The organism is Gilliamella sp. X-46 (assembly GCF_057063525.1).
The window spans coordinates 65,114-85,576 of the sequence record NZ_JBXSQH010000002.1; the positions used below are offsets into that span (position 1 = coordinate 65,114).

18 protein-coding genes are annotated in these 20,463 nt (G+C 35.7%); 9 read left to right on the forward strand and 9 right to left on the reverse strand.

Going from position 1 to position 20,463, the window contains the following annotated elements:
- Nucleotides 1-2 precede the first annotated feature (2 nt).
- From glmS to ACYIAJ_RS02980, 5 genes are all read left to right on the forward strand, one after another.
- On the forward strand, nucleotides 3-1,835 hold the full coding sequence (gene glmS, locus ACYIAJ_RS02960; protein WP_483564316.1) for a glutamine--fructose-6-phosphate transaminase (isomerizing): 1,833 nt from the start codon (nucleotides 3-5) through the stop codon (nucleotides 1,833-1,835).
- 395 nt (nucleotides 1,836-2,230) lie between these two features.
- Complete coding sequence (locus tag ACYIAJ_RS02965; RefSeq protein WP_483564317.1) at nucleotides 2,231-4,108, forward strand: PTS mannitol transporter subunit IICBA; 1,878 nt, start codon at nucleotides 2,231-2,233, stop codon at nucleotides 4,106-4,108.
- A gap of 74 nt (nucleotides 4,109-4,182) precedes the next feature.
- Nucleotides 4,183-5,346 (forward strand): mannitol-1-phosphate 5-dehydrogenase, encoded by a 1,164-nt coding sequence (locus ACYIAJ_RS02970; RefSeq protein ID WP_483564318.1) that lies wholly within the window; start codon nucleotides 4,183-4,185, stop codon nucleotides 5,344-5,346.
- Between the two features lie 6 nt (nucleotides 5,347-5,352).
- Complete coding sequence (locus ACYIAJ_RS02975; RefSeq protein WP_483564319.1) at nucleotides 5,353-5,904, forward strand: MltR family transcriptional regulator; 552 nt, start codon at nucleotides 5,353-5,355, stop codon at nucleotides 5,902-5,904.
- A 474-nt stretch (nucleotides 5,905-6,378) separates the two neighbouring features.
- A complete protein-coding gene (locus ACYIAJ_RS02980) occupies nucleotides 6,379-6,714 on the forward strand; it encodes a hypothetical protein (RefSeq protein WP_483564320.1) in 336 nt (111 codons plus the stop codon).
- Nucleotides 6,715-7,278: 564 nt separating this feature from the next.
- Here ACYIAJ_RS02980 and ACYIAJ_RS02985 read toward each other — a convergent pair.
- Nucleotides 7,279-8,031: a hypothetical protein gene (locus tag ACYIAJ_RS02985; RefSeq protein WP_483564321.1), complete on the reverse strand. Its 753-nt coding sequence runs from the start codon at nucleotides 8,029-8,031 to the stop codon at nucleotides 7,279-7,281.
- A 197-nt stretch (nucleotides 8,032-8,228) separates the two neighbouring features.
- Between ACYIAJ_RS02985 and rlmKL the strand changes: the two genes are divergently transcribed.
- Together rlmKL and ACYIAJ_RS02995 are read left to right on the forward strand one after the other, a co-directional pair.
- Nucleotides 8,229-10,349, forward strand: coding sequence for a bifunctional 23S rRNA (guanine(2069)-N(7))-methyltransferase RlmK/23S rRNA (guanine(2445)-N(2))-methyltransferase RlmL (gene rlmKL / locus ACYIAJ_RS02990; RefSeq protein WP_483564322.1), 2,121 nt, complete (start codon nucleotides 8,229-8,231; stop codon nucleotides 10,347-10,349).
- 252 nt (nucleotides 10,350-10,601) lie between these two features.
- Complete coding sequence (locus ACYIAJ_RS02995) at nucleotides 10,602-11,678, forward strand: hypothetical protein (RefSeq protein WP_483564323.1); 1,077 nt, start codon at nucleotides 10,602-10,604, stop codon at nucleotides 11,676-11,678.
- A 239-nt stretch (nucleotides 11,679-11,917) separates the two neighbouring features.
- On the opposite strand, the gene ACYIAJ_RS03000 is transcribed toward ACYIAJ_RS02995, so the two are convergent.
- Nucleotides 11,918-12,346, reverse strand: a complete 429-nt coding sequence (locus tag ACYIAJ_RS03000; RefSeq protein WP_174786922.1) for a universal stress protein — start codon at nucleotides 12,344-12,346, stop codon at nucleotides 11,918-11,920.
- Between the two features lie 128 nt (nucleotides 12,347-12,474).
- Here ACYIAJ_RS03000 and ACYIAJ_RS03005 point away from each other — a divergent pair, with 128 nt between their 5' ends.
- On the forward strand, nucleotides 12,475-12,879 hold the full coding sequence (locus ACYIAJ_RS03005; RefSeq protein ID WP_483559549.1) for a GNAT family N-acetyltransferase: 405 nt from the start codon (nucleotides 12,475-12,477) through the stop codon (nucleotides 12,877-12,879).
- A gap of 1 nt (nucleotide 12,880) precedes the next feature.
- Nucleotides 12,881-13,462: a Maf family protein gene (locus tag ACYIAJ_RS03010; protein WP_483564324.1), complete on the forward strand. Its 582-nt coding sequence runs from the start codon at nucleotides 12,881-12,883 to the stop codon at nucleotides 13,460-13,462.
- A 24-nt stretch (nucleotides 13,463-13,486) separates the two neighbouring features.
- Here the strand turns inward: ACYIAJ_RS03010 and ACYIAJ_RS03015 are convergent, their stop codons facing one another.
- The 7 genes from ACYIAJ_RS03015 to ACYIAJ_RS03045 form a co-directional block, all read right to left on the reverse strand.
- On the reverse strand, nucleotides 13,487-14,152 hold the full coding sequence (locus ACYIAJ_RS03015; protein WP_483559553.1) for an ABC transporter ATP-binding protein: 666 nt from the start codon (nucleotides 14,150-14,152) through the stop codon (nucleotides 13,487-13,489).
- 2 nt (nucleotides 14,153-14,154) lie between these two features.
- The gene (locus ACYIAJ_RS03020; protein WP_483564325.1) at nucleotides 14,155-15,366 is read right to left on the reverse strand and encodes an ABC transporter permease; all 1,212 of its coding nucleotides are present in this window, start codon (nucleotides 15,364-15,366) and stop codon (nucleotides 14,155-14,157) included.
- A gap of 85 nt (nucleotides 15,367-15,451) precedes the next feature.
- Nucleotides 15,452-15,985 (reverse strand): DUF4418 family protein, encoded by a 534-nt coding sequence (locus ACYIAJ_RS03025; RefSeq protein ID WP_483564326.1) that lies wholly within the window; start codon nucleotides 15,983-15,985, stop codon nucleotides 15,452-15,454.
- A gap of 20 nt (nucleotides 15,986-16,005) precedes the next feature.
- Nucleotides 16,006-16,665, reverse strand: coding sequence for an ABC transporter ATP-binding protein (locus ACYIAJ_RS03030; protein WP_483564327.1), 660 nt, complete (start codon nucleotides 16,663-16,665; stop codon nucleotides 16,006-16,008).
- A 10-nt stretch (nucleotides 16,666-16,675) separates the two neighbouring features.
- Nucleotides 16,676-17,818 carry an ABC transporter permease gene (locus tag ACYIAJ_RS03035; RefSeq protein ID WP_483564328.1) on the reverse strand — a complete coding sequence of 381 codons (1,143 nt, stop codon included), beginning with the start codon at nucleotides 17,816-17,818 and terminating at the stop codon, nucleotides 16,676-16,678.
- Between the two features lie 17 nt (nucleotides 17,819-17,835).
- On the reverse strand, nucleotides 17,836-19,122 hold the full coding sequence (locus ACYIAJ_RS03040) for an ABC transporter permease (protein WP_483559562.1): 1,287 nt from the start codon (nucleotides 19,120-19,122) through the stop codon (nucleotides 17,836-17,838).
- Nucleotides 19,123-19,144: 22 nt separating this feature from the next.
- Nucleotides 19,145-20,404 carry a Fe-S-containing protein gene (locus ACYIAJ_RS03045; protein ID WP_483559563.1) on the reverse strand — a complete coding sequence of 420 codons (1,260 nt, stop codon included), beginning with the start codon at nucleotides 20,402-20,404 and terminating at the stop codon, nucleotides 19,145-19,147.
- Between the last annotated feature and the right edge of the window lie 59 nt (nucleotides 20,405-20,463).

Below are 20,463 nucleotides of genomic sequence, written 5' to 3' on the forward strand. Positions count from 1 at the left end.
CTATGTGTGGAATCGTGGGGGCTATCGCCAAACGTGATGTTGCTGAAATATTATTGGAAGGTCTAAAACGATTAGAATATCGTGGTTATGACTCAGCAGGACTGGCAATTATTTCACCAGACGGCGAACTGCAACGCGTTCGCCGTGTTGGCAAAGTGCAAGCACTAAAAGATGCCATTGCAAAACATCCACTACAAGGAACTACCGGAATTGCGCATACTCGATGGGCAACCCATGGTGAACCAGTTGAACATAACGCCCACCCACATGTATCTGGCTTTATCGCTGTCGTGCATAATGGAATTATTGAAAATTTTGAACCATTGCGTGAAAAGCTGATCGCCAAAGGCTACCAATTCCGTTCAGAAACCGATACCGAGGTTATTGCCCACTTAATTCATGACATTATATCAACCGAAGATTGCTCCTTATTTGACGCCGTGCAAAAAGCTATCCCGCAACTACGAGGCGCTTATGGCACAGTCATTATGGACACGCGCAACCCAGAGATATTAGTTGCAACGCGCTCTGGCAGTCCTTTAGTTATTGGTTGTGGCGTAGGAGAAAACTTTATCGCATCAGATCAATTAGCGCTATTACCTGTCACCCGCCAATTTATCTATTTGGAAGAAGGTGATACCGCACTTATCACACACCGAACAGTGACAATCTTAGACAAGAATCATCATGAAGTAACAAGGCCATGTATAGAATCTGATGCAAAATATGATGCGGGTAGCAAAGCAGGCTATAGTCACTATATGCAAAAAGAGATCTACGAACAGCCTAATGCGATTAAAAATACCCTTGAAGGTCGTATGGCGCATGGTAAAGTGGATTTATCAGAACTGGGCGATAATGCAAAAAATATACTAAAGCAGGTTGAGCATGTGCAAATTGTTGCCTGTGGCACCGCTTATAATGCCGGTATGGTGGCGCGCTACTGGTTTGAAGCCTTAGCAGGTATACCATGCGATGTCGAAATTGCCTCAGAATTTCGTTACCGCAAACCTGCTCGTCGCAAAAACAGTCTATTTATTACCCTTTCACAATCAGGCGAAACCGCAGATACACTCGCTGCCTTGCGATTGGCGAAAGAAAACCATTACTTAAGTACCCTTGCCATCTGTAATGTAGCGGCATCCACACTCGTGCGTGAAGCCGATTTCGTTTTATTAACCAAAGCAGGGGTTGAAATTGGTGTTGCATCAACTAAAGCCTTTACCACACAATTAACGGTTTTATTGCTACTAGTTGCAAAATTAGGACGTTTAAATAATATGGCACAAAGCACCGAGCAAGCAATTGTCCACGCCTTACAAACCTTGCCAAACCGCATTGAACAAGTGCTTATGTCTGAACCACAAATTAAAAAATTAGCAGAGCAATTTGTTGATAAACATCATGCGTTATTCTTAGGAAGGGGCGATGAATATCCAATTGCTATGGAAGCTTCGTTAAAACTCAAAGAAATCTCTTACATCCACGCCGAAGCTTATGCTGCAGGTGAACTCAAACATGGCCCTCTTGCATTAATTGATGCAGATATGCCAGTGATTGTGATGGCACCAACTAACGAAATGCTAGAAAAACTAAAATCCAATATCGAAGAAGTGCGAGCGCGTGGCGGTCAACTGTATGTCTTTGCCGAGCAAGATGCCGGGTTTGTCGGTGATGACACCATGCACATCATCAATCTACCCCATATTGAAGAACTTACCGCACCAATCTACTACACCGTGCCCACCCAACTACTGGCGTATCATGTTGCTTTGCTCAAAGGCACTGATGTTGATCAGCCTCGTAATTTAGCAAAATCGGTTACCGTGGAGTAAAGCCCGCTAGATTAAATGTGGGAACTGACGGTATGGTTTTGAGATCGTAATCAAAACTAAAGTTCTCACATAACATCAACGAATACTAAAATTTTTACTGTAATAAGTTTTCCTGTGATTTTTTATCATTGCGCAAGGCTTTGTTAACGAGTTTGGCAAAGTTCACTTATTTTGTAAAAAGGTTTCAGGAAAACATACGTTTTAGTCTATTGGACTTAAAACTTTGCTTTTTATACCAAGTAAATGTGATCTTAATCACAAAAATAAAAAATCGAATGGTTTTAACAATGTGATATTCATCACACTTATCAATTTTTTTTGATGAATCGAATAACAAAATCCCTCTACAATAACTGCATAAAGATTATACCAATCAATAAGGAAAGATGAATATTATGACAACCTCAAACATCAAATTGAAAGTCCAAAATTTTGGGCGATTCTTAAGTAATATGGTAATGCCAAATATCGGTGCGTTTATTGCTTGGGGATTTATTACCGCTATTTTTATTCCAACAGGCTGGTATCCAAATGAAACGATTGCCAAGCTAGTTGGACCTATGATTACCTACCTATTACCACTATTGATTGGTTATACTGGTGGTAAATTAGTTCACGGTGAACGAGGTGCAGTGGTTGGTGCAATCACAACAATGGGAGTCATTGTTGGTTCAGATATTCCCATGTTCTTAGGAGCAATGATAGTCGGCCCACTTGCTGGCTGGGTAATAAAGCAATTTGATAAAGCCGTAGACGGTAAAATCAAAAGCGGTTTTGAAATGTTAGTCAATAATTTCTCAGCGGGTATTATCGGTATGCTACTTGCGTTGCTTGCTTTTTTCGCAATTGGTCCTGCTGTCGTTATTGCATCTGGTAAATTAACTATTGCCGTTAATTTCTTAGTTGAGCATAATTTATTACCTTTAACATCGATCATTATTGAACCCGCTAAGATCCTTTTCTTAAATAATGCCATTAACCACGGTATATTCTCACCATTGGGTATTCAACAAGCGGCTGAACATTCTCAATCTATTTTCTTTTTAATCGAAGCCAACCCTGGCCCTGGCTTAGGTTTATTACTCGCTTATATGTTTTTTGGTAAAGGATCAGCAAAAAGTTCAGCCAGTGGCGCAGCAATCATTCACTTCTTTGGTGGGATCCATGAAATTTACTTCCCCTATGTATTAATGAATCCACGTCTTATTATTGCGGTTATTTTAGGTGGAATGACAGGGGTATTTACTTTAACATTATTTGGAGCAGGATTAGGTTCACCCGCATCACCAGGTTCAATCATCGCCGTTCTTGCCGTCACACCAAAATCATCTATGCTTGGCGTAATTTTTTCTGTCATTGCTGCAACTACGGTTACTTTTATCGTTTCTGCGATTTTATTAAAAACAACCAAAGAAACAGACAAAAGTCTTGAAGATGCAAAATCGAATGTTTCTGCAATGAAAAACGAATCAAAAGGTATTACAAATGGAATACTTGACTTAGCTAAAGTGAAAAAAATCATTGTGGCTTGTGATGCAGGAATGGGCTCTAGTGCTATGGGAGCAGGTGTGTTACGCAAAAAAGTACAAGATGCCAATCTCGATATTTTTGTCACTAATTTAGCAATCAATAACCTTCCTAATGATGTTGACATAGTTATCACGCATAAAGACTTAACCGATCAAGCCAAACAACACGCTCCAAACGCACATCACATATCATTAACCAACTTTTTAGACAGTCAATTATATAGCCAATTAGTTGCGGATCTTTTAAGTTCTCAAACGAGTAGTTTAGCAAGTGAAACGATACCTAGCAGCAACCAATCCACTGATAATGCACCCCTATTTAAATTATCAGAACAAAACATTTTTTTAGGGCTAACCGCTAAAAACAAAGAAGAAGCCATTCGTTTTGCCGGGCAAAAATTGGTCGATAATGGTTATGTTACCCCTGCCTACATTGAAGCAATGTTAGCGCGTGAAAAATTAACGTCCACTTATTTAGGAGAATCAATAGCTGTTCCACATGGTACTATTGAATCAAAAAACGACGTTATTAAAACCGGCATCGTATTTTGCCAATATCCAGCTGGTGTTCAATTTGGCGAAGAAGACAACGACAAAGCGAAAATTATAATAGGTATTGCTGCACGTAATAATGAACACCTTGATGTCATTGCAAAACTCACTAATGCTCTTGATGATCAAGCCATTATTACCAAACTGGTTAACACAACAAGTATTGAAGAGGTACTTGCTATTTTAAGTTAATATCACAATTATCGTTCCCACTTAACAAGTGGGAAACCATTACCACTTTTTAAATTTAATTAAGGATTATTATAATGCAAGCATTACATTTTGGCGCAGGTAACATTGGGCGAGGTTTTATTGGAAAATTACTATCAGATGCTGGCATACAGGTCACATTTGCCGATATCAATGAACAAATCATCACTGCAATCGCTAAGCGCCGTGAGTACCCCGTCAATGTTGTTGGCGAACAATCCACCACTGAAATAGTCAAAAATGTCGATGGAATTAACAGCACCTCTAATGAAGTGATCGATTATATTACCAAAGTTGATTTAATCACCACCGCCGTGGGTCCGCAAATTTTAGCGCGCATTGCTTCAAGTGTTGCGCAAGGGATTATTGCAAGACATCAACAAGGCAACACCAAGCCACTGAATATTATTGCTTGTGAAAATATGGTTCGTGGTACTAGCCAATTTAAACAAGAAATCTTCAAATCACTACCAAAAGAGCTTCATCAATGGACAAATGCCCATATCGGTTTTGTCGATTCTGCGGTGGATCGCATTGTACCACCTGCAACATCAAAAACAGGCGATATTTTAGAAGTCACTGTAGAGACTTTTTCTGAATGGATTGTTGATGAAACGCAGTTTGTAGGGCCGATTCCAACCATTACAGGTATGCAGCCTGTTGACAATTTAATGGCTTTTGTTGAGCGAAAACTATTTACCTTAAATACAGGTCATGCGATTACGGCTTATTTAGGTTTCTATCATGGTATTGGCACCATTCGCGATGCAATTTTAAACGAAAAAATTCGGTTAATTGTTCGTGGAGCAATGGAAGAAAGCGGCTTAGTACTTATCAAACGTTACAATTTTGATGAACAAAAACACATGGCTTATATCGAAAAAATCTTAAACCGCTTTGAAAACCCGTATTTACATGATGATACTTCACGTGTTGGTCGGCAACCAATGCGTAAATTAGGCGCTGGCGATCGTTTAATTAAGCCATTGCTTGGTACTTTTGAGTATCAAGTTAAAAATACTAACTTACTAATCGGTATCGCAGCCGCTCTCAACTATCGTAATAGTGATGATGAGCAAGCAGTTGAACTGGCAAAACTCATTACTGAAAAAGGAGTTAAACACGCTTTTTGTCAAATCGCTGGGATTGATGTTAACAATTCTATTGTTAAGCAAATTGAAGAAATTTATACTACAATGCAAAATCGTCAATTTACATAACACCTAATGCCAGAATCGATATTACAAGAAGATGCGATATTAGAAAAACTCAACCAGCAAGCTGATATTCACAGCTTGCTAGCCGTTGCCATAAAATTAATCAATGATAATGTCAACAAATTAATTCTTAAAGTCTTTCGAAAAGAACCACACGCTATTAAATTTGTCATTCCGTCATTGGTCGGTAAAAATGGACCACTCAATGATACTTCTGTTTGCTTAAAACTGCTTTATGTGTTGGGGATTATTTCTCGTGAAGATTACGAAGATATAGAATTGCTGATTGCTATTTTGGACGAGCTAGAACAAGACGACAGGCAATATACTTATTTAGATGATGAAATTTTGGGACCTATTAGTTTATTACATGATATGGTGTTACCACCAAGCTGGGAATCGCAACACGAAAAAGCCAAACAATCTGGCATTGTCGATACGTTAAAATCTTCCATGTACCAAAACCGCTATCAACAAATGATTCGCTCAGCGTTAATTATTGCTATTACCGAACTGACGTTACGTATTATAAATAAAGAACATATCAACTACTTTCCATAATGGCCAACTCTTTTGCTAAATGTTCGATTATTTTGACTTAAAATAAATTAAAGTAAAAATAGCTATTGCTGCATGCGATATACAAAAGAAATATAGGTTTTTTATTACTGCTCTTCGGTTAAGACCGTTTTATTTTTTGTTTTTTTCTTCATTAAAGATATATTTGAGACTCGTTGCTAGCACACTCGGCATCTCGACTTAAATTATTGATTTTTTTAGTTTTTACATCTTGAAAGCTAAAAAATAAAATATTTTTCACTGGATTCTTTTTAAGAAGTAAAAGATAGATTACAATGCTTTTTTGCATGTTTTAAATAGAGAGAACATTATATCACAAATCATAAAATCTCAGACTGTAACTATCCCCTTTAAAATAGTACAGCAAAAGAGTAGAGGTTAGTTATGTTAGCATATAGATGGTGCTGAATATTTAAAATATTACGATTATCATATTTAAGAAAAGGAATAGCACATATGATTATATTAATCTATATTGCATATTATTTTTTATCTCTTTTGCCTATTATTATTTCTTATCGATTTAGAAAATATACAATAAGCGATTACCAATATAATAAGCAATTGAATTGGAAAAAACGAGGAGCGCTAATTTTTAATTATATCGCTTTAATTTTTCAAATAATAGTTGCAGGTGAACTAAAAAGTAAATTAGAAAGCCTAGATAATTCTATTTTAGGCTATGAGCCTATTTTAGTTTCAGCATACATATTTCTTATTGTTTATACACTCTTTCCTATATCATGGTTAGAGAGTCCTAAATCTTACATAAAAAAGAAAAAATTTAAATAAAAAATTATTCAAGGTAAAAGGAGAAAGTGTTAAACGTGGTTATTTTGATTTTGATTTATATTTTATTTTATCTTGTTTCTATTCTACCTATTTTTGTTACTATTCGTTATAGGGGATATAGTAGAGTAGATTATATGGAAAATAAGCGTTTAAGATGGGAAAGGCGAATAATGTTATTTTTGTGTGTTATTATTGGATTTACTCATATTTTTATTCTTTGCGCTCACAAAACTATCATTAGTTATTCCTCTGAATATAAACCATTAGTTTTTTCTGCATTTGCGTTTTTTCTCTTTTATTCATTCTTTCCTTTATCATGGTTAGAAAAACCTAAATCTTATATAAAACAGAAAAAATCTAAATAAAAAATTATTCAAGGCGAAAAGAGTGATTCAAAAATAGGTAAATACACAAATTTATTTACGAGACCATTTTATGATTTGTTCTTCAGTGAATCGTTTTTCATAATGAGTTATCCTTGTTTGATTAATACTACTGGACATATCATTTAAATCATGGCGTTCATTTTTTTGGGGGGGGATGTTAACTTTTTAATTTTATTTATCACCAGTATTCTATTATTCTTGTTATATCACCTAAATCAATATTTCCATCTTTAATACAATGGCTTTTTGTCCAATCTCCATTTTCATTATGATCGGTGAAATAACACATTATTGTCTTATCTATTTTTGAGTTATTTTCATCTAAATAATGAGTTTGTATTGTTTTCTTCAGTTTATTATTATCATCATAAATAAACTCTATTTTTCTATTATAAAAAGCTTTAAGGATCTTTTTTTCCTCAGAAATAGATTTCAACATATTATTGTTTGTATAGAAAAATTGGGTTTTTGCATTAACATTTGCCCCATTTCCCATGGACATTACCAATCTTTTTTGTTCATCATAATTATACTGATAATGGAAATTAAAACTATTTAATGAAGAAGATTCAATAATATTTTCATCTTTATCAAGAGTTAATTTAATTTGAGTAAAAGGTTTATCATTCATATTCCATACAATAATATTTTTAACATAATCATAAAACAGTGTTGATTTGTATTTTTCGCTACCACTAAAAATAATTAAACCTCTATTATTTGATTCTATAACTAATTTTCCGTCTATAAATCTCATTGCATTTGAATAATCAATAGATGTATAAATATCTTGATGTTTTATTAGTTTGGAATGTGGTGCTATTTCTGGAATGTATAATGAAAGATAATTGTTATACACTTTAGTATCTACTTCAGCATATGAGTAACCACAAATAAAAATGCCTAATATTACTGATACTAAGTTTTTCATACTTATTAGTTTCCTATATCCATTATTTTCATATTAAAGTACGGTAGCGAATCATATTTAATTATACAATAAATTGATTAAAAAAATTTTTATATTTGAGCTACGTTCTAATTCTTCTGACTAAATTTAGCCTTTATTTCCCACTATTGCAATTAGTCGGTATAATGCCAGCAATTTTATTGTAAAGTGGATTATGCATGAAAACGCTATTTGCCAGCACATCTCGCGGGCTTGAAGAGTTATTAAAAAAAGAGTTAGAACAAATTGGTTCAACCAATTGTAAGATTACGCAAGGCGGTGTCTATTTTGATGCCAACGAAACAACTTTATATCAATCACTATTATGGTCACGTTTAGCATCGCGTATTTTATTGCCAATAGCCGAATTTGATATCTATAGCGATTTAGATCTGTATTCTTGCGTGTTCAATATTAAATGGACTGATATTTTTGCTGTCGATAACGCTTTTGTGATTAACTTTGTTGGCGTTAATGAGCTTATTCGTAATAGCCAATATGGTGCGCTTAAGATCAAAGATGCTATTGTCGATCATTTTTTACGTCATACCAACCAACGACCCAATGTAGCAAAGCAAGACCCAGATATTCGGCTTCATGCTTATTTAAATAAAAACCATGTCACACTGTCTTTAGATTTAAGTGGTAATAGCTTACATGAGCGTGGTTATCGCCAGCAAACGGGGCAAGCACCATTAAAAGAGACCCTTGCTGCTGCCATTATTATGCGTTCAGGTTGGCAAAGTGATGAACCATTACTTGACCCAATGTGTGGTTCGGGCACGCTACTGATTGAAGCCGCTATGATTGCATCAAAAATCCCACCGGGATTACAACGCAAACAATGGGGATTTTTTGCTTGGAAAGGCTTTAATCCAACTTTATGGAATGAGCTATTATTTTCAGCTAAACAAAATGTTTGCAAATCCAATACCCCTTTTATTGGTTACGATAATAACTCAGCAGTACTTGAACGAGCCAAACAAAATGCCATCCAAGCAGGCGTGGGCGATTTAATTACGTTTTCAGTGCAAGATGTAACACAATTAAGTAATCCACTACTAGCACAAACAACCGGTATGATTATTAGCAATCCACCTTATGGCGAACGCTTAGAAAGCGAGCCAGCACTGATTGCTTTGCATACCGCACTCGGTCAACAAATTAAACAAAATTTTGGTGGGTGGAAATTATCGCTATTTAGCGGCGCACCACAATTATTAGATTGCTTACAAATGCGAGCAGACAGACAATTCAAAGCCAAAAATGGTCCACTGGACTGTATACAAAAAAATTATGTCATTGCTCAGCGTAACACTGAACATCCAATCAATAATCCAACGTTGCCAGCTACAGACTTTGCTAATCGATTACGCAAAAATAAGCAAAAGTTAGAAAAATGGGCTGCTCAAGAACAGCTAGAATGCTATCGACTTTATGATGCGGATTTGCCTGAATACAACGTTGCTATCGATCGTTATAAAGATAAAATAGTAATGCAAGAATATGCCGCACCTAAAAATATTGATCCACAAAAAACGCGCCAGCGACTTTTTGATATTATCAATGCAACCATGTCAGTACTTGAACTTACCGCCGATCAGCTAGTATTAAAAACGCGTGAAAAGCAAAAAGGTAAACAGCAATACCAAAAGCTTGGGCAAAAACAGGACTATTTTTTAGTACATGAATACCCAATTAATCAACGCAAAACCGCATTTTGGGTTAATGTGACCGATTATTTAGATACCGGCTTGTTTTTAGATCATCGCTTAGCACGAAAAATGATTGGTGAAATGAGTGCCGGCAAGGACTTTTTAAATCTATTTGCCTATACAGGTAGCGCAACAGTTTATGCCGGACTTGGTGGAGCAAAATCAACCACCACGGTCGATATGTCACGCACCTATTTGGAATGGGCTGATCGCAATTTAAAACAAAACGGTTTAACGGGTAAAAAACATCGATTAATTCAGGCAGACTGTTTGCTCTATTTATCTCAGGCTGATGAGCAATTCGATTTAATTTTTATCGATCCGCCTACATTTTCAAACTCGAAACGCATGCACGAAACCTTTGATGTTCAGCGTGATCACCTAAAATTGATGACCGATTTAAAACGCTTATTACGTCCTAATGGAACAATTATCTTTTCGAATAATAAGCGTGGTTTTAAAATGGATAGTGTTGGTATGCAAAACCTAGGTTTAACCTATCAAGAAATTACCAATAAAACGCTATCGCTTGATTTTAAGCGCAATAAACAAATTCACTGCTGTTTTATTATAAAGCATCAATAAACAAAACCGCCAATAAGGCGGTTAATTTACACAAAAAAAGACAAACAAAAAAAATCAAATAAAATCAATACTTTTTCTAACTGATTTTTTAATAGCTTTATTTCAATAATTTTTTATTAGAAAATACTTTATTATAATAAATACAAATAAATAAAACACAACTAGTCTAATTTATTAAACTATCTTTGCGACTCTATTATTGCTAGTACAACATAACTCACATATTACCAACAATTATTTATAAGGATATGAATGAAAAGAACAATTTTTTACTTGGCGTTGATGTTATTGTCAAATTTTATTTCGAGCACATCATTAGCCGATGAATTTATACTCAACAAATACGATCCCAATGTTATAAAAACTGGCGAATACTCGCATTTCTACACAGATCCACTTACAGATACAAAAATATCCTTGCCAGCAGATAAATATAGTGCAATGAAAGCTGTCTTCCTTGATAGCTTTGTAGCAAATGATTGTGTATTCTATAAATTTAATCTAGAAAATGGTGAAATTTTTTATTTAAAAGAACTGTGTTCTTCAAAAGAAATTGAATTTAATGGGCTAAAATACCTAATTCGACCAGATCGATACAGCAAAATAGAGAAAAATGTACAGGATTTGAAAAAAATAAAAATTCCTAATCTAAATGATGTTGTGGTTAAAACAGTAACTGTCACAAAAGATAATATTTATGAAGTTACTTTTTCAAATGGGTTACAAATACAAAAAGAATATCTCAATGATTTTCTCAATTTAAGCAAAAAAATCACAAACCCAGATGATTTAAAATTATTAATTCACTATATGAAAAAACACCAACTATCTTTTACAACAGGTTATTACAATCAATATTTATTTTCAATGGACAATTCAACATCACCTATAAAAATTGACATACTTATTAATAAAAATCTAGAGGTTTATCCCACAGTAGATATTACATATAAAGGCACTAAGGCTTTGATTAAAAAGTTTACTATCAATCAAAATAAAGCAACATATTCTTCTATTAATACGCGTTTTTACACTATCAACTCTAATGAAGAGCTTACAATATATGAGTTGCTTTTCACCAAGCAAGAAGTAATTGAAAAGTATCGTTTCGATTTGGATAAAAAGATGACAGATTATATAAAATGGCTTAATGACAAAAAAAGTGCAAAAATAGTATTTTATGGAGATCTGCAAGACATCAGCCAAAAAATAACAAGAAAAAATATTGTTCAATTAAAAGATATGATAAAGATCAATGAATTATTAACCAAGTACTTTAAACGATCATTAGTAAGCTTAGAAAAAGATAAGGATGAAGAAGATGATTAGCGTTAACTTACCAAGTTAAAGCTTAATTTTGTCCTATCATCAATATCGACAAAAAAGATAGAAGTAATTGATTTTGCATCTTTTATAAATTACACATTAAGTGACTAAAATTAAAAGCTCAAATTATTTATCAGGGGGAATTTTTACATTAAATTCCTCCTGCTTACCTAACTATACTGATCAAAAGTAAATTACAACGGTGCCTTCTAAAAAGACATACTTAACATATAATGCTAAACCTACCGAATCACAAGCACCGCCGTTTTAGCTCCACGCACCACTCCTGACGCATTCGATCCTAAAAGATGCGTTGAGATATTGGGACGACGCGAGCCTAAAATTATTAAGTCTGGTTTGATTTCGTCAGCTAATGCAAGGATTTCATCTCTTGGATGACCAAATGCGATAGAAAAAGATAAATGTTCATGCGGTAAATTAATCGAATCCATTAATTGATGAAGGTATTGTTCCGTTTGTACTGTTGCATGATCTTTAAATTCATCAAATCCAAAAGAGTAAGCATTGATAATAGCCGATGAAACAGGCAAGGCATGAAAAAAGATGACTTCAGCATTAGACAATCTGGCTAAGCACTCTACATGTGGAATGACTTTTTTAGTTAATTCATCTTCAAGCACATCGATAGGAACTAAAATTTTTTTGTACATAACTCCCTCCTTGCTTTGTTATAGATTATATATTCAGCGAAACTAAAACAGGTTTTACCTAGCTAGTATGATACTAATTTTAAATGTAATCCTTAATTATTTTTATTCGTTTTATGATGGAGATCAACATGAATTGCATTATTTATCGTTCTGATGTCAAACCGACACTAGAACAAGCCACCACCCTTTATCGTCATTGTTCATTAGGCAAACGTCGTCCACTTACCGATACCGTACGCTTTCAAGCTATGTTAGATAATGCGAATTTGGTGGTAACTGCTTGGCATGATGATAAATTGATTGGCATTGCGCGTTGTTTAACGGATTTTGTTTATATCACCTATTTGGCAGATCTCGCGGTGGATGAAAATTATCAACGACAAGGCATCGGAAAGCAATTAATTAAAGAAGTGAAAAACAATACTGACAAATCATGTTCAATTACTCTACTAGCTGCACCACAGGCAGTTGATTATTATGCCCATATCGGTTTTAATGCGCATCTTTCAGCTTGGATTTTAAGAGATAATTAAAATGAGAATCATATTAGCCTCGACTTCACCATCACGTAAAAAGGTGCTCGAAAAATTAGCTATCCCTTTTGAGTGTGTGCCACCTGTATGCGATGAAACACCGCTAGTCGGCGAATCAGCTCAGCAATTGGTGGTTCGGCTAGCTAAGCTTAAAGCGCAGTCATTAGTGACAGACTACCCAAATAGCTTAATTATAGGATCGGATCAAGTCGGCGTATTAGACGGTAATATTGTTTGCAAACCGCATACGGTTGATAATGCCCGCAAACAGCTTCGACAAAGCAGCGGTAAAGCCTTCTATTTTTATACTGGTATGACAGTAATTAATACCAAAACTCAACAACAAACCACCATTTGCGAACCATTTAAAGTGACCTTTCGTTCATTAAACGATGCGGAAATTGATGCTTATATTGCTAAAGAGATGCCACTACAATGCGCAGGCAGTTTTAAATGTGACGAACTGGGCATTACCCTGTTTGATAAACTAGAAGGCGATGATATTAATTCATTGGTTGGATTGCCATTACTAAAACTCAATAAAATTATGATCGAAATGGGCTGTAATCCACTTTTAATATAACAATTCAGCTAATAAATAAACCCATTAATCAATAAATCGCCCTGCTGACATTTTCATAACTTTTTGACTATAATGGGCAACATCATGATCATGAGTAACAATCAATAACGCTGTACCTTGTTGATGAATTTGAGTAAGTAATTGCATAATCTCGGTTGCACTCTCTTCATCAAGATCACTTGTTGGCTCATCGGCAATAATTATTTGTGGTTTACAAATCAGCGCTCGCAATATCGCAATACGGCGCATTTCACCACCAGACATATTAGCTGGATACGCATCTTGTAAGTGGCTGATGTTGGCTTTTTCAAGCAAACTCTTGGCTTCATTTAAGGGATTTTGGTTTTCTCGCTTAGTTAAATAAAAAGGCAGTCGAATATTATCAATTGCCGTTAAATTAGGCAACAAACTGCTACCTTGAGGAATATAACCAATATGCTGATTGCGAAAGGCAGAAACTTGCTGATCATTAAGCTCAAACAAATTAGTATCATTAATAGTGATTTTGCCTTGTGTTGGCGTCAGTAAACCTGCAATCATATTAAGTAACGTGGTTTTCCCACTGCCCGATTTACCCATAATGCAAATAAAGTCATCTTTTGTCATTGAAAAACTAACATTATTCACCGCAGAAAAGGTTTGTTGCCCTCTTGTGTAATCTTTACGTAGATTTTTAACATTCAGTAACATTATTATTCGCCCTCTCTGAGAGTACTATAAGTATCAAATTTAGTCATTGATAAGGCACCATAAATGCTTGATAAAGGACCAATAATTAGCGTCAGAATAAAAACAACAATTGCATACAACACTGCATCAAATAGCGAAATATTCATACATGGCAAACCAATAGATTGGCAGATTAATAAACTAAATGCATAAAGTAATACTGCCGCAATGACAATGCCTGCAATTCCACCTAATGCACTGATAATTAACGATTCACGCAACAACATGTTAACTAAATCTCGACGTGAAGCGCCCAGTATTCGTAATAAACTAATTTCACGCTTGCGTTCATTTAAGGTTGAAGAAAATATCACAAAAATCACAATAATGGCTAACACCCAAAAAATAGCCGATAAGCTATAGACAATGGTTGAAAAGCCTGTTAACCATTTAGCGATATTGCTTAGCATTCCTTTGGTCATAACAAAATCGATATTATAGCCCATGGCATATCTGGGCATAATTTGATTAACAATATCTTTAGGTTGATAATCTGAATTGACCTTAATAAAAATCGACGAGGCATAATCAGCAAAATGGTCAACATCCCCTTCAATTAATTTTGCATTTTTCATTAATGATTGTGCTGCAGACATAGTCATAAAGACAGAGGTATCAAATCCCATCCCTGTACTATCCATTTTAGCGGCAATTTTGAAGGGATGATTAAAAAATATGATTTCATCCCCTACTTGTGAGTTAATTTTGGAACCCACAACCACTTGATTGTCGGTTAACGGTTGTGTCAGTTGCGATTGTAGCCAAGGTTTTATCACAAAGTCGCTCTGCTGTTCAAACCCGATTAACTGTACTTTTGTTGTGCAACATCCCGCATTTAATGAAGCTATAAATAGCTGGGGTGAAATAGCATCAATGCCTTTGATATCTTTTATTTTATCAATCAAATCGACTTTTAAATAAAAGCTACTTGGTTCACCACGCAATAGAGCAACTTCCATATTTTTTTCATAACCATAAGGTACAATAAGAATATCAGCACCCAATCGGTTAGCCATGCCCGAAATACCAAGACTAAGATTTTTCATCAGCACGCTACCACCAAATAGCGTTGCAGAAAAAAGCATAATGATAATAATCAAACAACAACTTCGAAATGGTCGTCGCTGAATGTTTCGCCACGCTAAATTTGCCATGGTGAGCGGTTTTTCTTGCATGATGACTTCCTACTTGTCTTATTAAAAGGCTATCTTTGCCTATATCAGGCAAAGATGAATATGGTTGATGTTTGCTAACAATTAGCTATCGATTTTTAGTCTTTTTATTTAAGTAATAAGTGTTAACTACGGCTACAATAAATAATAAGCAAGATAATAACACCAAAGCTGGTTTAGAGCCCATATTGCATCGCATCATCTCGTTTGAGCAGACACCAATTAAAATGGTTGGAATAGCCATAGCTAATAAAGAAATACAGGCAAGAGCCATGCTTAATCCCATTCGAACAAAAACAGTACGACTAATCAGTAGTAATACGCCAATAGCAATGACTAAACAGCCGACACCGATTTCAGCTCTTGCTGTCCAAAAACACTTCATGATTTTTCCTGCACCAGCGGCATGCATGTGTCCGCTATGAGCAAGCTCGCTACTCGCACTATCCATAGCATTACTTACCGCGCCATCCATTGCATCATTCATGGTATGACTCATTGTATCAACTGGCATCACAGCGTTTTCAGGCGATGGGCAAACAGGTAAGATATACAATGGAAATAAAATAATTAATACACCAAGGACAATAAAGATACTTGACGAAATAATACGGTTTTTCATATATGACAACCTTTTGTTGGTTAATTATTAATGATACGCGCGACTTTGCCGTGCTCCAGTACTACTGTGATTTGAGCATGTTTTGATACTTCTGGTGAGTGAGTAACCACAATTATTGTACTGCCTTCTTCGTGCAGTTGATGTAGTAAGTTCATAACCATCGCTTCATTGCTTTCATCTAAATTACCAGTTGGTTCATCGGCTAAAATTAACTTAGGATAATTAATTAATGCCCTAGCAATACAAACTCGCTGCTGTTCTCCCCCCGATAACTGCCGTGGTAAGTGCTTAGCACGGGCGGCAAGCCCTACCCGCTCAAGTGCTTGCATGGCTTCTTTTTCGTCGACCATACTATGATAATACTGGGCGACCATAACATTTTCTAATGCTGTTAAATACGGTACTAGGTGGAATTGTTGAAAAATCAGGCCTATCTTATCTCGGCGAATTTCTGTCAATTGGGATAAAGAAAGCTGGGTAATATCTTGTCCATCGAGAATAACCGAACCAAGTGAAGGTTTATCCATACAACCAATGATATTCATCAAAGTCGTTTTACCGCTACCAGATGGTCCCATGATTGATAACCAATTCCCTTCCTCAACCGTTAAATTCACCTCAGACAATGCATGCAGTGAATCATAAATCTTAGACACATTTTTTACTTCGAGTATATTCATACTTTATATCCTATTCACCACGTAAAACTAAAGCTGGTTCGACCTCAAGTGCACGTTTTACCGGAATTAAACACGCAATCACCGTGACTATCGCCGAAATAATAATGGTGACTGGGATTAGATAAAACTCAATAATAATTGAACGACCAAACACATTGGTACTGATGATTTGCGCAAAAATAAATCCACAAATAGCACCAATCATGCCACCAACGATACCTAAAACTAATCCTTCGGCTAAAAACTCTTTTGCGATACTTTGGTTAGTTGCTCCAATTGCTTTTTTAAGACCAATCTCTTTGCGGCGTTCCATGACCACAGTCATCATGGTGGTGGCCACACAAATCATAGTTAATATTAATACCACAAAAGTGACTAAATAAAGTAACGATGATAATTTACCAAGTACCAGGGTTTCAGATTTTGTCACCCATTTAATCAAATGTGGATCGATTGTGCTAGATTGTTGTTTGAGTATCTCAATATACTGCTGTAACTCAAGTTCAGTCGCCGTAATACTCACTTCGACCACTTCGGCTTGTTCACTTTCTTCAAATAACTGTTCTAAATCATGTAAGTCAATAAAAATAAAACCATCTTCAGAGCGCCCTGTTTTGACAATGCCGGTGACTTTCAGGTCCTCATCAAAACGTGAGTCTTGTTTAGATTTACCCGAAATGGTCATAGAGCTACCAATGGTTAACTTAGCAAAATTAGCAATATCGGTACCAATCATTATTTCATGTGGATTTTGTGGCAACGTACCTTCAATATGCCAATAAGGACTGGTTTTAGTTACTTGCTTAAAGTCTGTTCCCACAATAGTATAAGGGTGCTGATTACTGCGAATTGACTCATAACGAAACGGGGTCACGCCAAGTAATTTATCTTTTGGCAAAAAACTCACCGCATTATTAACATCCGTCATTGCCACCGTTGGCTGATTATTAGCGGGTAACAATAGAAGATTAGCACCATAAGAACGGAACTCTTGCCCCATTTGCCGTGGTATATCATAACAAAGCGTAATCATACCAAGGAGCACTGTTGCTCCAATTGCAACACCAAGCAAAGCAATAGCTATGCGAGAACGGCGGCGGATAAGTGAACTAAACACCGTTTTAATAATAAAGCGTCTATTTTTATTCATCATGATAGTGACCTTTCACCTTATCGACCATGCAGCACATTTGTTGGGCGTAAAAACATCATAATACGCAATGCCGGTAAGCTACCTAACAAGGTGATCAAGCTAACCATAATTAGGACTAAAGGCACAATGATCATTTTAGGCTGAACAAATGATCCGAATACGGTATGACCAATGATTTGCGCAAAGCCAAGCCCAATAAAGTAACCAAAAAAACCACCAAGTAAGGCAATAATTAAGATCTCAGTTAATATTAACATCGCAACCGCTGTATTGGTTGCGCCAAGCGCTTTTAATAAGCCAATTTCGGTACTACGCTCAATAACATTAGCTGTCACCAAATTTGAAATCGCCAATGCCGAACAAATCAACGATAAGATAGTCAGCAATAACATTAATAATTGTGTTTTTTGTAATATTGCACCTTCAGATTCAGCCACTTGCATAATAGCTTTGACTCTAACATCAGGCATTAATTCTTCAATTTGATAAGCTATTGAACTAATATAAGCGGTACAATACCATGTGTCCCACTCGGTTCTAGATAAGCTATTCGGATCTTGCGCCGCTTTGCGCGCTAATTCGTTTTCGGGGGTGGTTAATGCACTCACCTCAACACGCTCAACCAGCCCTTTTTTATTAGCAAGATCTTGTGCAACTGGTAACGATACATAAATTTGAGCATCTTCTACACCCCCGCTATGAAAAATATTATTCACTGTCAGAGTAAGCTTTTTGTTGTTTTGCATTGAGATAATATCTATCGTATCACCTAGCTTTAAATTCCACTGTTTCGCAATAGTTTCACCTACCATCACACCTTGCAAATTGTCATCGGTCATTGGCTTACCGTCAATTGTCCACCACGATTTCATGGCTAACATGCCCGTATCAACCTGATCACCGGTTGGTATGTTAAGATGTTTATTAAACCAAGTACCCACCACCGTAATTGGCTTATCATTAAAGGTCGCTTGAGTTGTTAGAAAAGGCGCAAAATCAACGATGTTATAGGCCCAAAATATCATCTTAATTTTAACAAGTTCATCTTGCTTAATATACTGTACAGCTTGCCCTTTATCATTGTTATCAAGTTGATACATTTCACTAATTACAGAACTACCACGAGGAACGATATTGAGATTAGCGCCATAGGCTTTTAACTCTTGGTTCACTTTATCCCCTACGTCAAACATCACATTTAACATGGCTGTGGCAAGCGAAACACCCAAAGCAACCGTTAAGGCAATAAGAAAGAGTTTCTTTTTTTGGTGAACTAATACACTAAATAACATTCTGCGAAACATAACCTATTCCTTTTAATACGCTTTATTTGAAACGACTTTTTTCTGCTTCAAGATTCGCAGGACGAATCACCATATTGCCGTCAATAATTTCGTATTTAAGTGGGACAGGGTTACACCCCCCCGAAAATCCAATCGTTGCAATATTCATGACTACATCACACAAACTACATACCACTTGATTACCGCGTTGGTAGTAACCACTTGCACCACAAATATCACAAGCATCAAATCCAACACCATAAGCATTTTCGCTTTTTTTGATAATAATAAAGCGGACTAAAGTACCATCCGTTGTTTTATAACCATAACGATGTAAATTACCATCGTTCACCTGATCAAGGGGAATAACAATTAAGCCATGGGTATTAGGGGTCACTGGCTCTGCTGGTGTAAGCTCTACCCCTTTATCAAAAATATAACGCGCACGCGTTACAGTATAAGCAGTGATTGCCGTACCAGCCATAATCATTAAGGCACTTCTTCTATTGCTGTGCAATTGCGCTTTTAGTTTACGAATTTGAGCTGGATTACTACCCACTAACGAGGTTGTTTTAGACTTGATGTATAAAGCAATGGCTAAACAAAGCACAATAGCCATAAAAATAAAGATAAAAAAGTTAACATGTCCAAGGATGAAAATAACCAACTTCATCATCCAAGGCTGTGCTGAAATAAAACGTCTAACAATTAAAATTTGTAAAATATTAATGCTATTTTGAATAGCAAAAATAATAATTGAAAATGCAGTAATGGTAAAAACAAATTTAGTCGACAATCGATCACAAGCACGATAAACAAACAACCCCGTTAACAAAATAACCAACAGAGCAAACCCATAACCTATCCACTTAAATAAGTAGTCATGATTAAAGATAGAATCCATACCAACTGCAAATTCAAACGGGTAAAGCATTAAATTAGGTAAATATTGTGCACTGATCGAACCAATACCTACTACAAATAGTAGTATCAATACAGCATTGCCAATGCGTCCAATGCAATTATCAGTAAGTTTTTGTAAAAAAATACCTATTACAACTGGTATAGCAATAATAACCCAAGGTATAATTACTCCGAGATCATAAAATTCACGAACAGCAAAACCCGTGTTGCGTTTTAAAACGGCATAAACTAATGCAGCAACAAATCCCACTATAAAACCGAATAAAATAATTTTTTTACTATGATTAGGTGTCGATTTCACAACTACTGCACTAAGTAGCGCCATCATCATGGCCGGAACGAAAGTATTATCGGTAATATTGATAAGATATTGAAGCATATTCATTGCCTAGTGATTACAAATTTTATTGGTGAGCATAATGCTCACCAATAACTGAC

Coding starts and splice junctions, on each gene's coding strand:
- ACYIAJ_RS02975 (WP_483564319.1), top strand. CDS start 5,353: ATGCCAGAATCGATATTACAAGAAGATGCGATATTAGAAAAACTCAAC.
- ACYIAJ_RS02995 (WP_483564323.1), top strand. CDS start 10,602: ATGAAAAGAACAATTTTTTACTTGGCGTTGATGTTATTGTCAAATTTT.
- rlmKL (WP_483564322.1), top strand. CDS start 8,229: ATGAAAACGCTATTTGCCAGCACATCTCGCGGGCTTGAAGAGTTATTA.
- ACYIAJ_RS03025 (WP_483564326.1), bottom strand. CDS start 15,985: ATGAAAAACCGTATTATTTCGTCAAGTATCTTTATTGTCCTTGGTGTA.
- ACYIAJ_RS02970 (WP_483564318.1), top strand. CDS start 4,183: ATGCAAGCATTACATTTTGGCGCAGGTAACATTGGGCGAGGTTTTATT.
- ACYIAJ_RS03000 (WP_174786922.1), bottom strand. CDS start 12,346: ATGTACAAAAAAATTTTAGTTCCTATCGATGTGCTTGAAGATGAATTA.
- ACYIAJ_RS03015 (WP_483559553.1), bottom strand. CDS start 14,152: ATGTTACTGAATGTTAAAAATCTACGTAAAGATTACACAAGAGGGCAA.
- ACYIAJ_RS03020 (WP_483564325.1), bottom strand. CDS start 15,366: ATGCAAGAAAAACCGCTCACCATGGCAAATTTAGCGTGGCGAAACATT.
- ACYIAJ_RS03045 (WP_483559563.1), bottom strand. CDS start 20,404: ATGCTTCAATATCTTATCAATATTACCGATAATACTTTCGTTCCGGCC.
- ACYIAJ_RS02980 (WP_483564320.1), top strand. CDS start 6,379: ATGATTATATTAATCTATATTGCATATTATTTTTTATCTCTTTTGCCT.
- ACYIAJ_RS03035 (WP_483564328.1), bottom strand. CDS start 17,818: ATGATGAATAAAAATAGACGCTTTATTATTAAAACGGTGTTTAGTTCA.
- ACYIAJ_RS03030 (WP_483564327.1), bottom strand. CDS start 16,665: ATGAATATACTCGAAGTAAAAAATGTGTCTAAGATTTATGATTCACTG.
- ACYIAJ_RS02965 (WP_483564317.1), top strand. CDS start 2,231: ATGACAACCTCAAACATCAAATTGAAAGTCCAAAATTTTGGGCGATTC.
- glmS (WP_483564316.1), top strand. CDS start 3: ATGTGTGGAATCGTGGGGGCTATCGCCAAACGTGATGTTGCTGAAATA.
- ACYIAJ_RS02985 (WP_483564321.1), bottom strand. CDS start 8,031: ATGAAAAACTTAGTATCAGTAATATTAGGCATTTTTATTTGTGGTTAC.
- ACYIAJ_RS03005 (WP_483559549.1), top strand. CDS start 12,475: ATGAATTGCATTATTTATCGTTCTGATGTCAAACCGACACTAGAACAA.
- ACYIAJ_RS03010 (WP_483564324.1), top strand. CDS start 12,881: ATGAGAATCATATTAGCCTCGACTTCACCATCACGTAAAAAGGTGCTC.
- ACYIAJ_RS03040 (WP_483559562.1), bottom strand. CDS start 19,122: ATGTTTCGCAGAATGTTATTTAGTGTATTAGTTCACCAAAAAAAGAAA.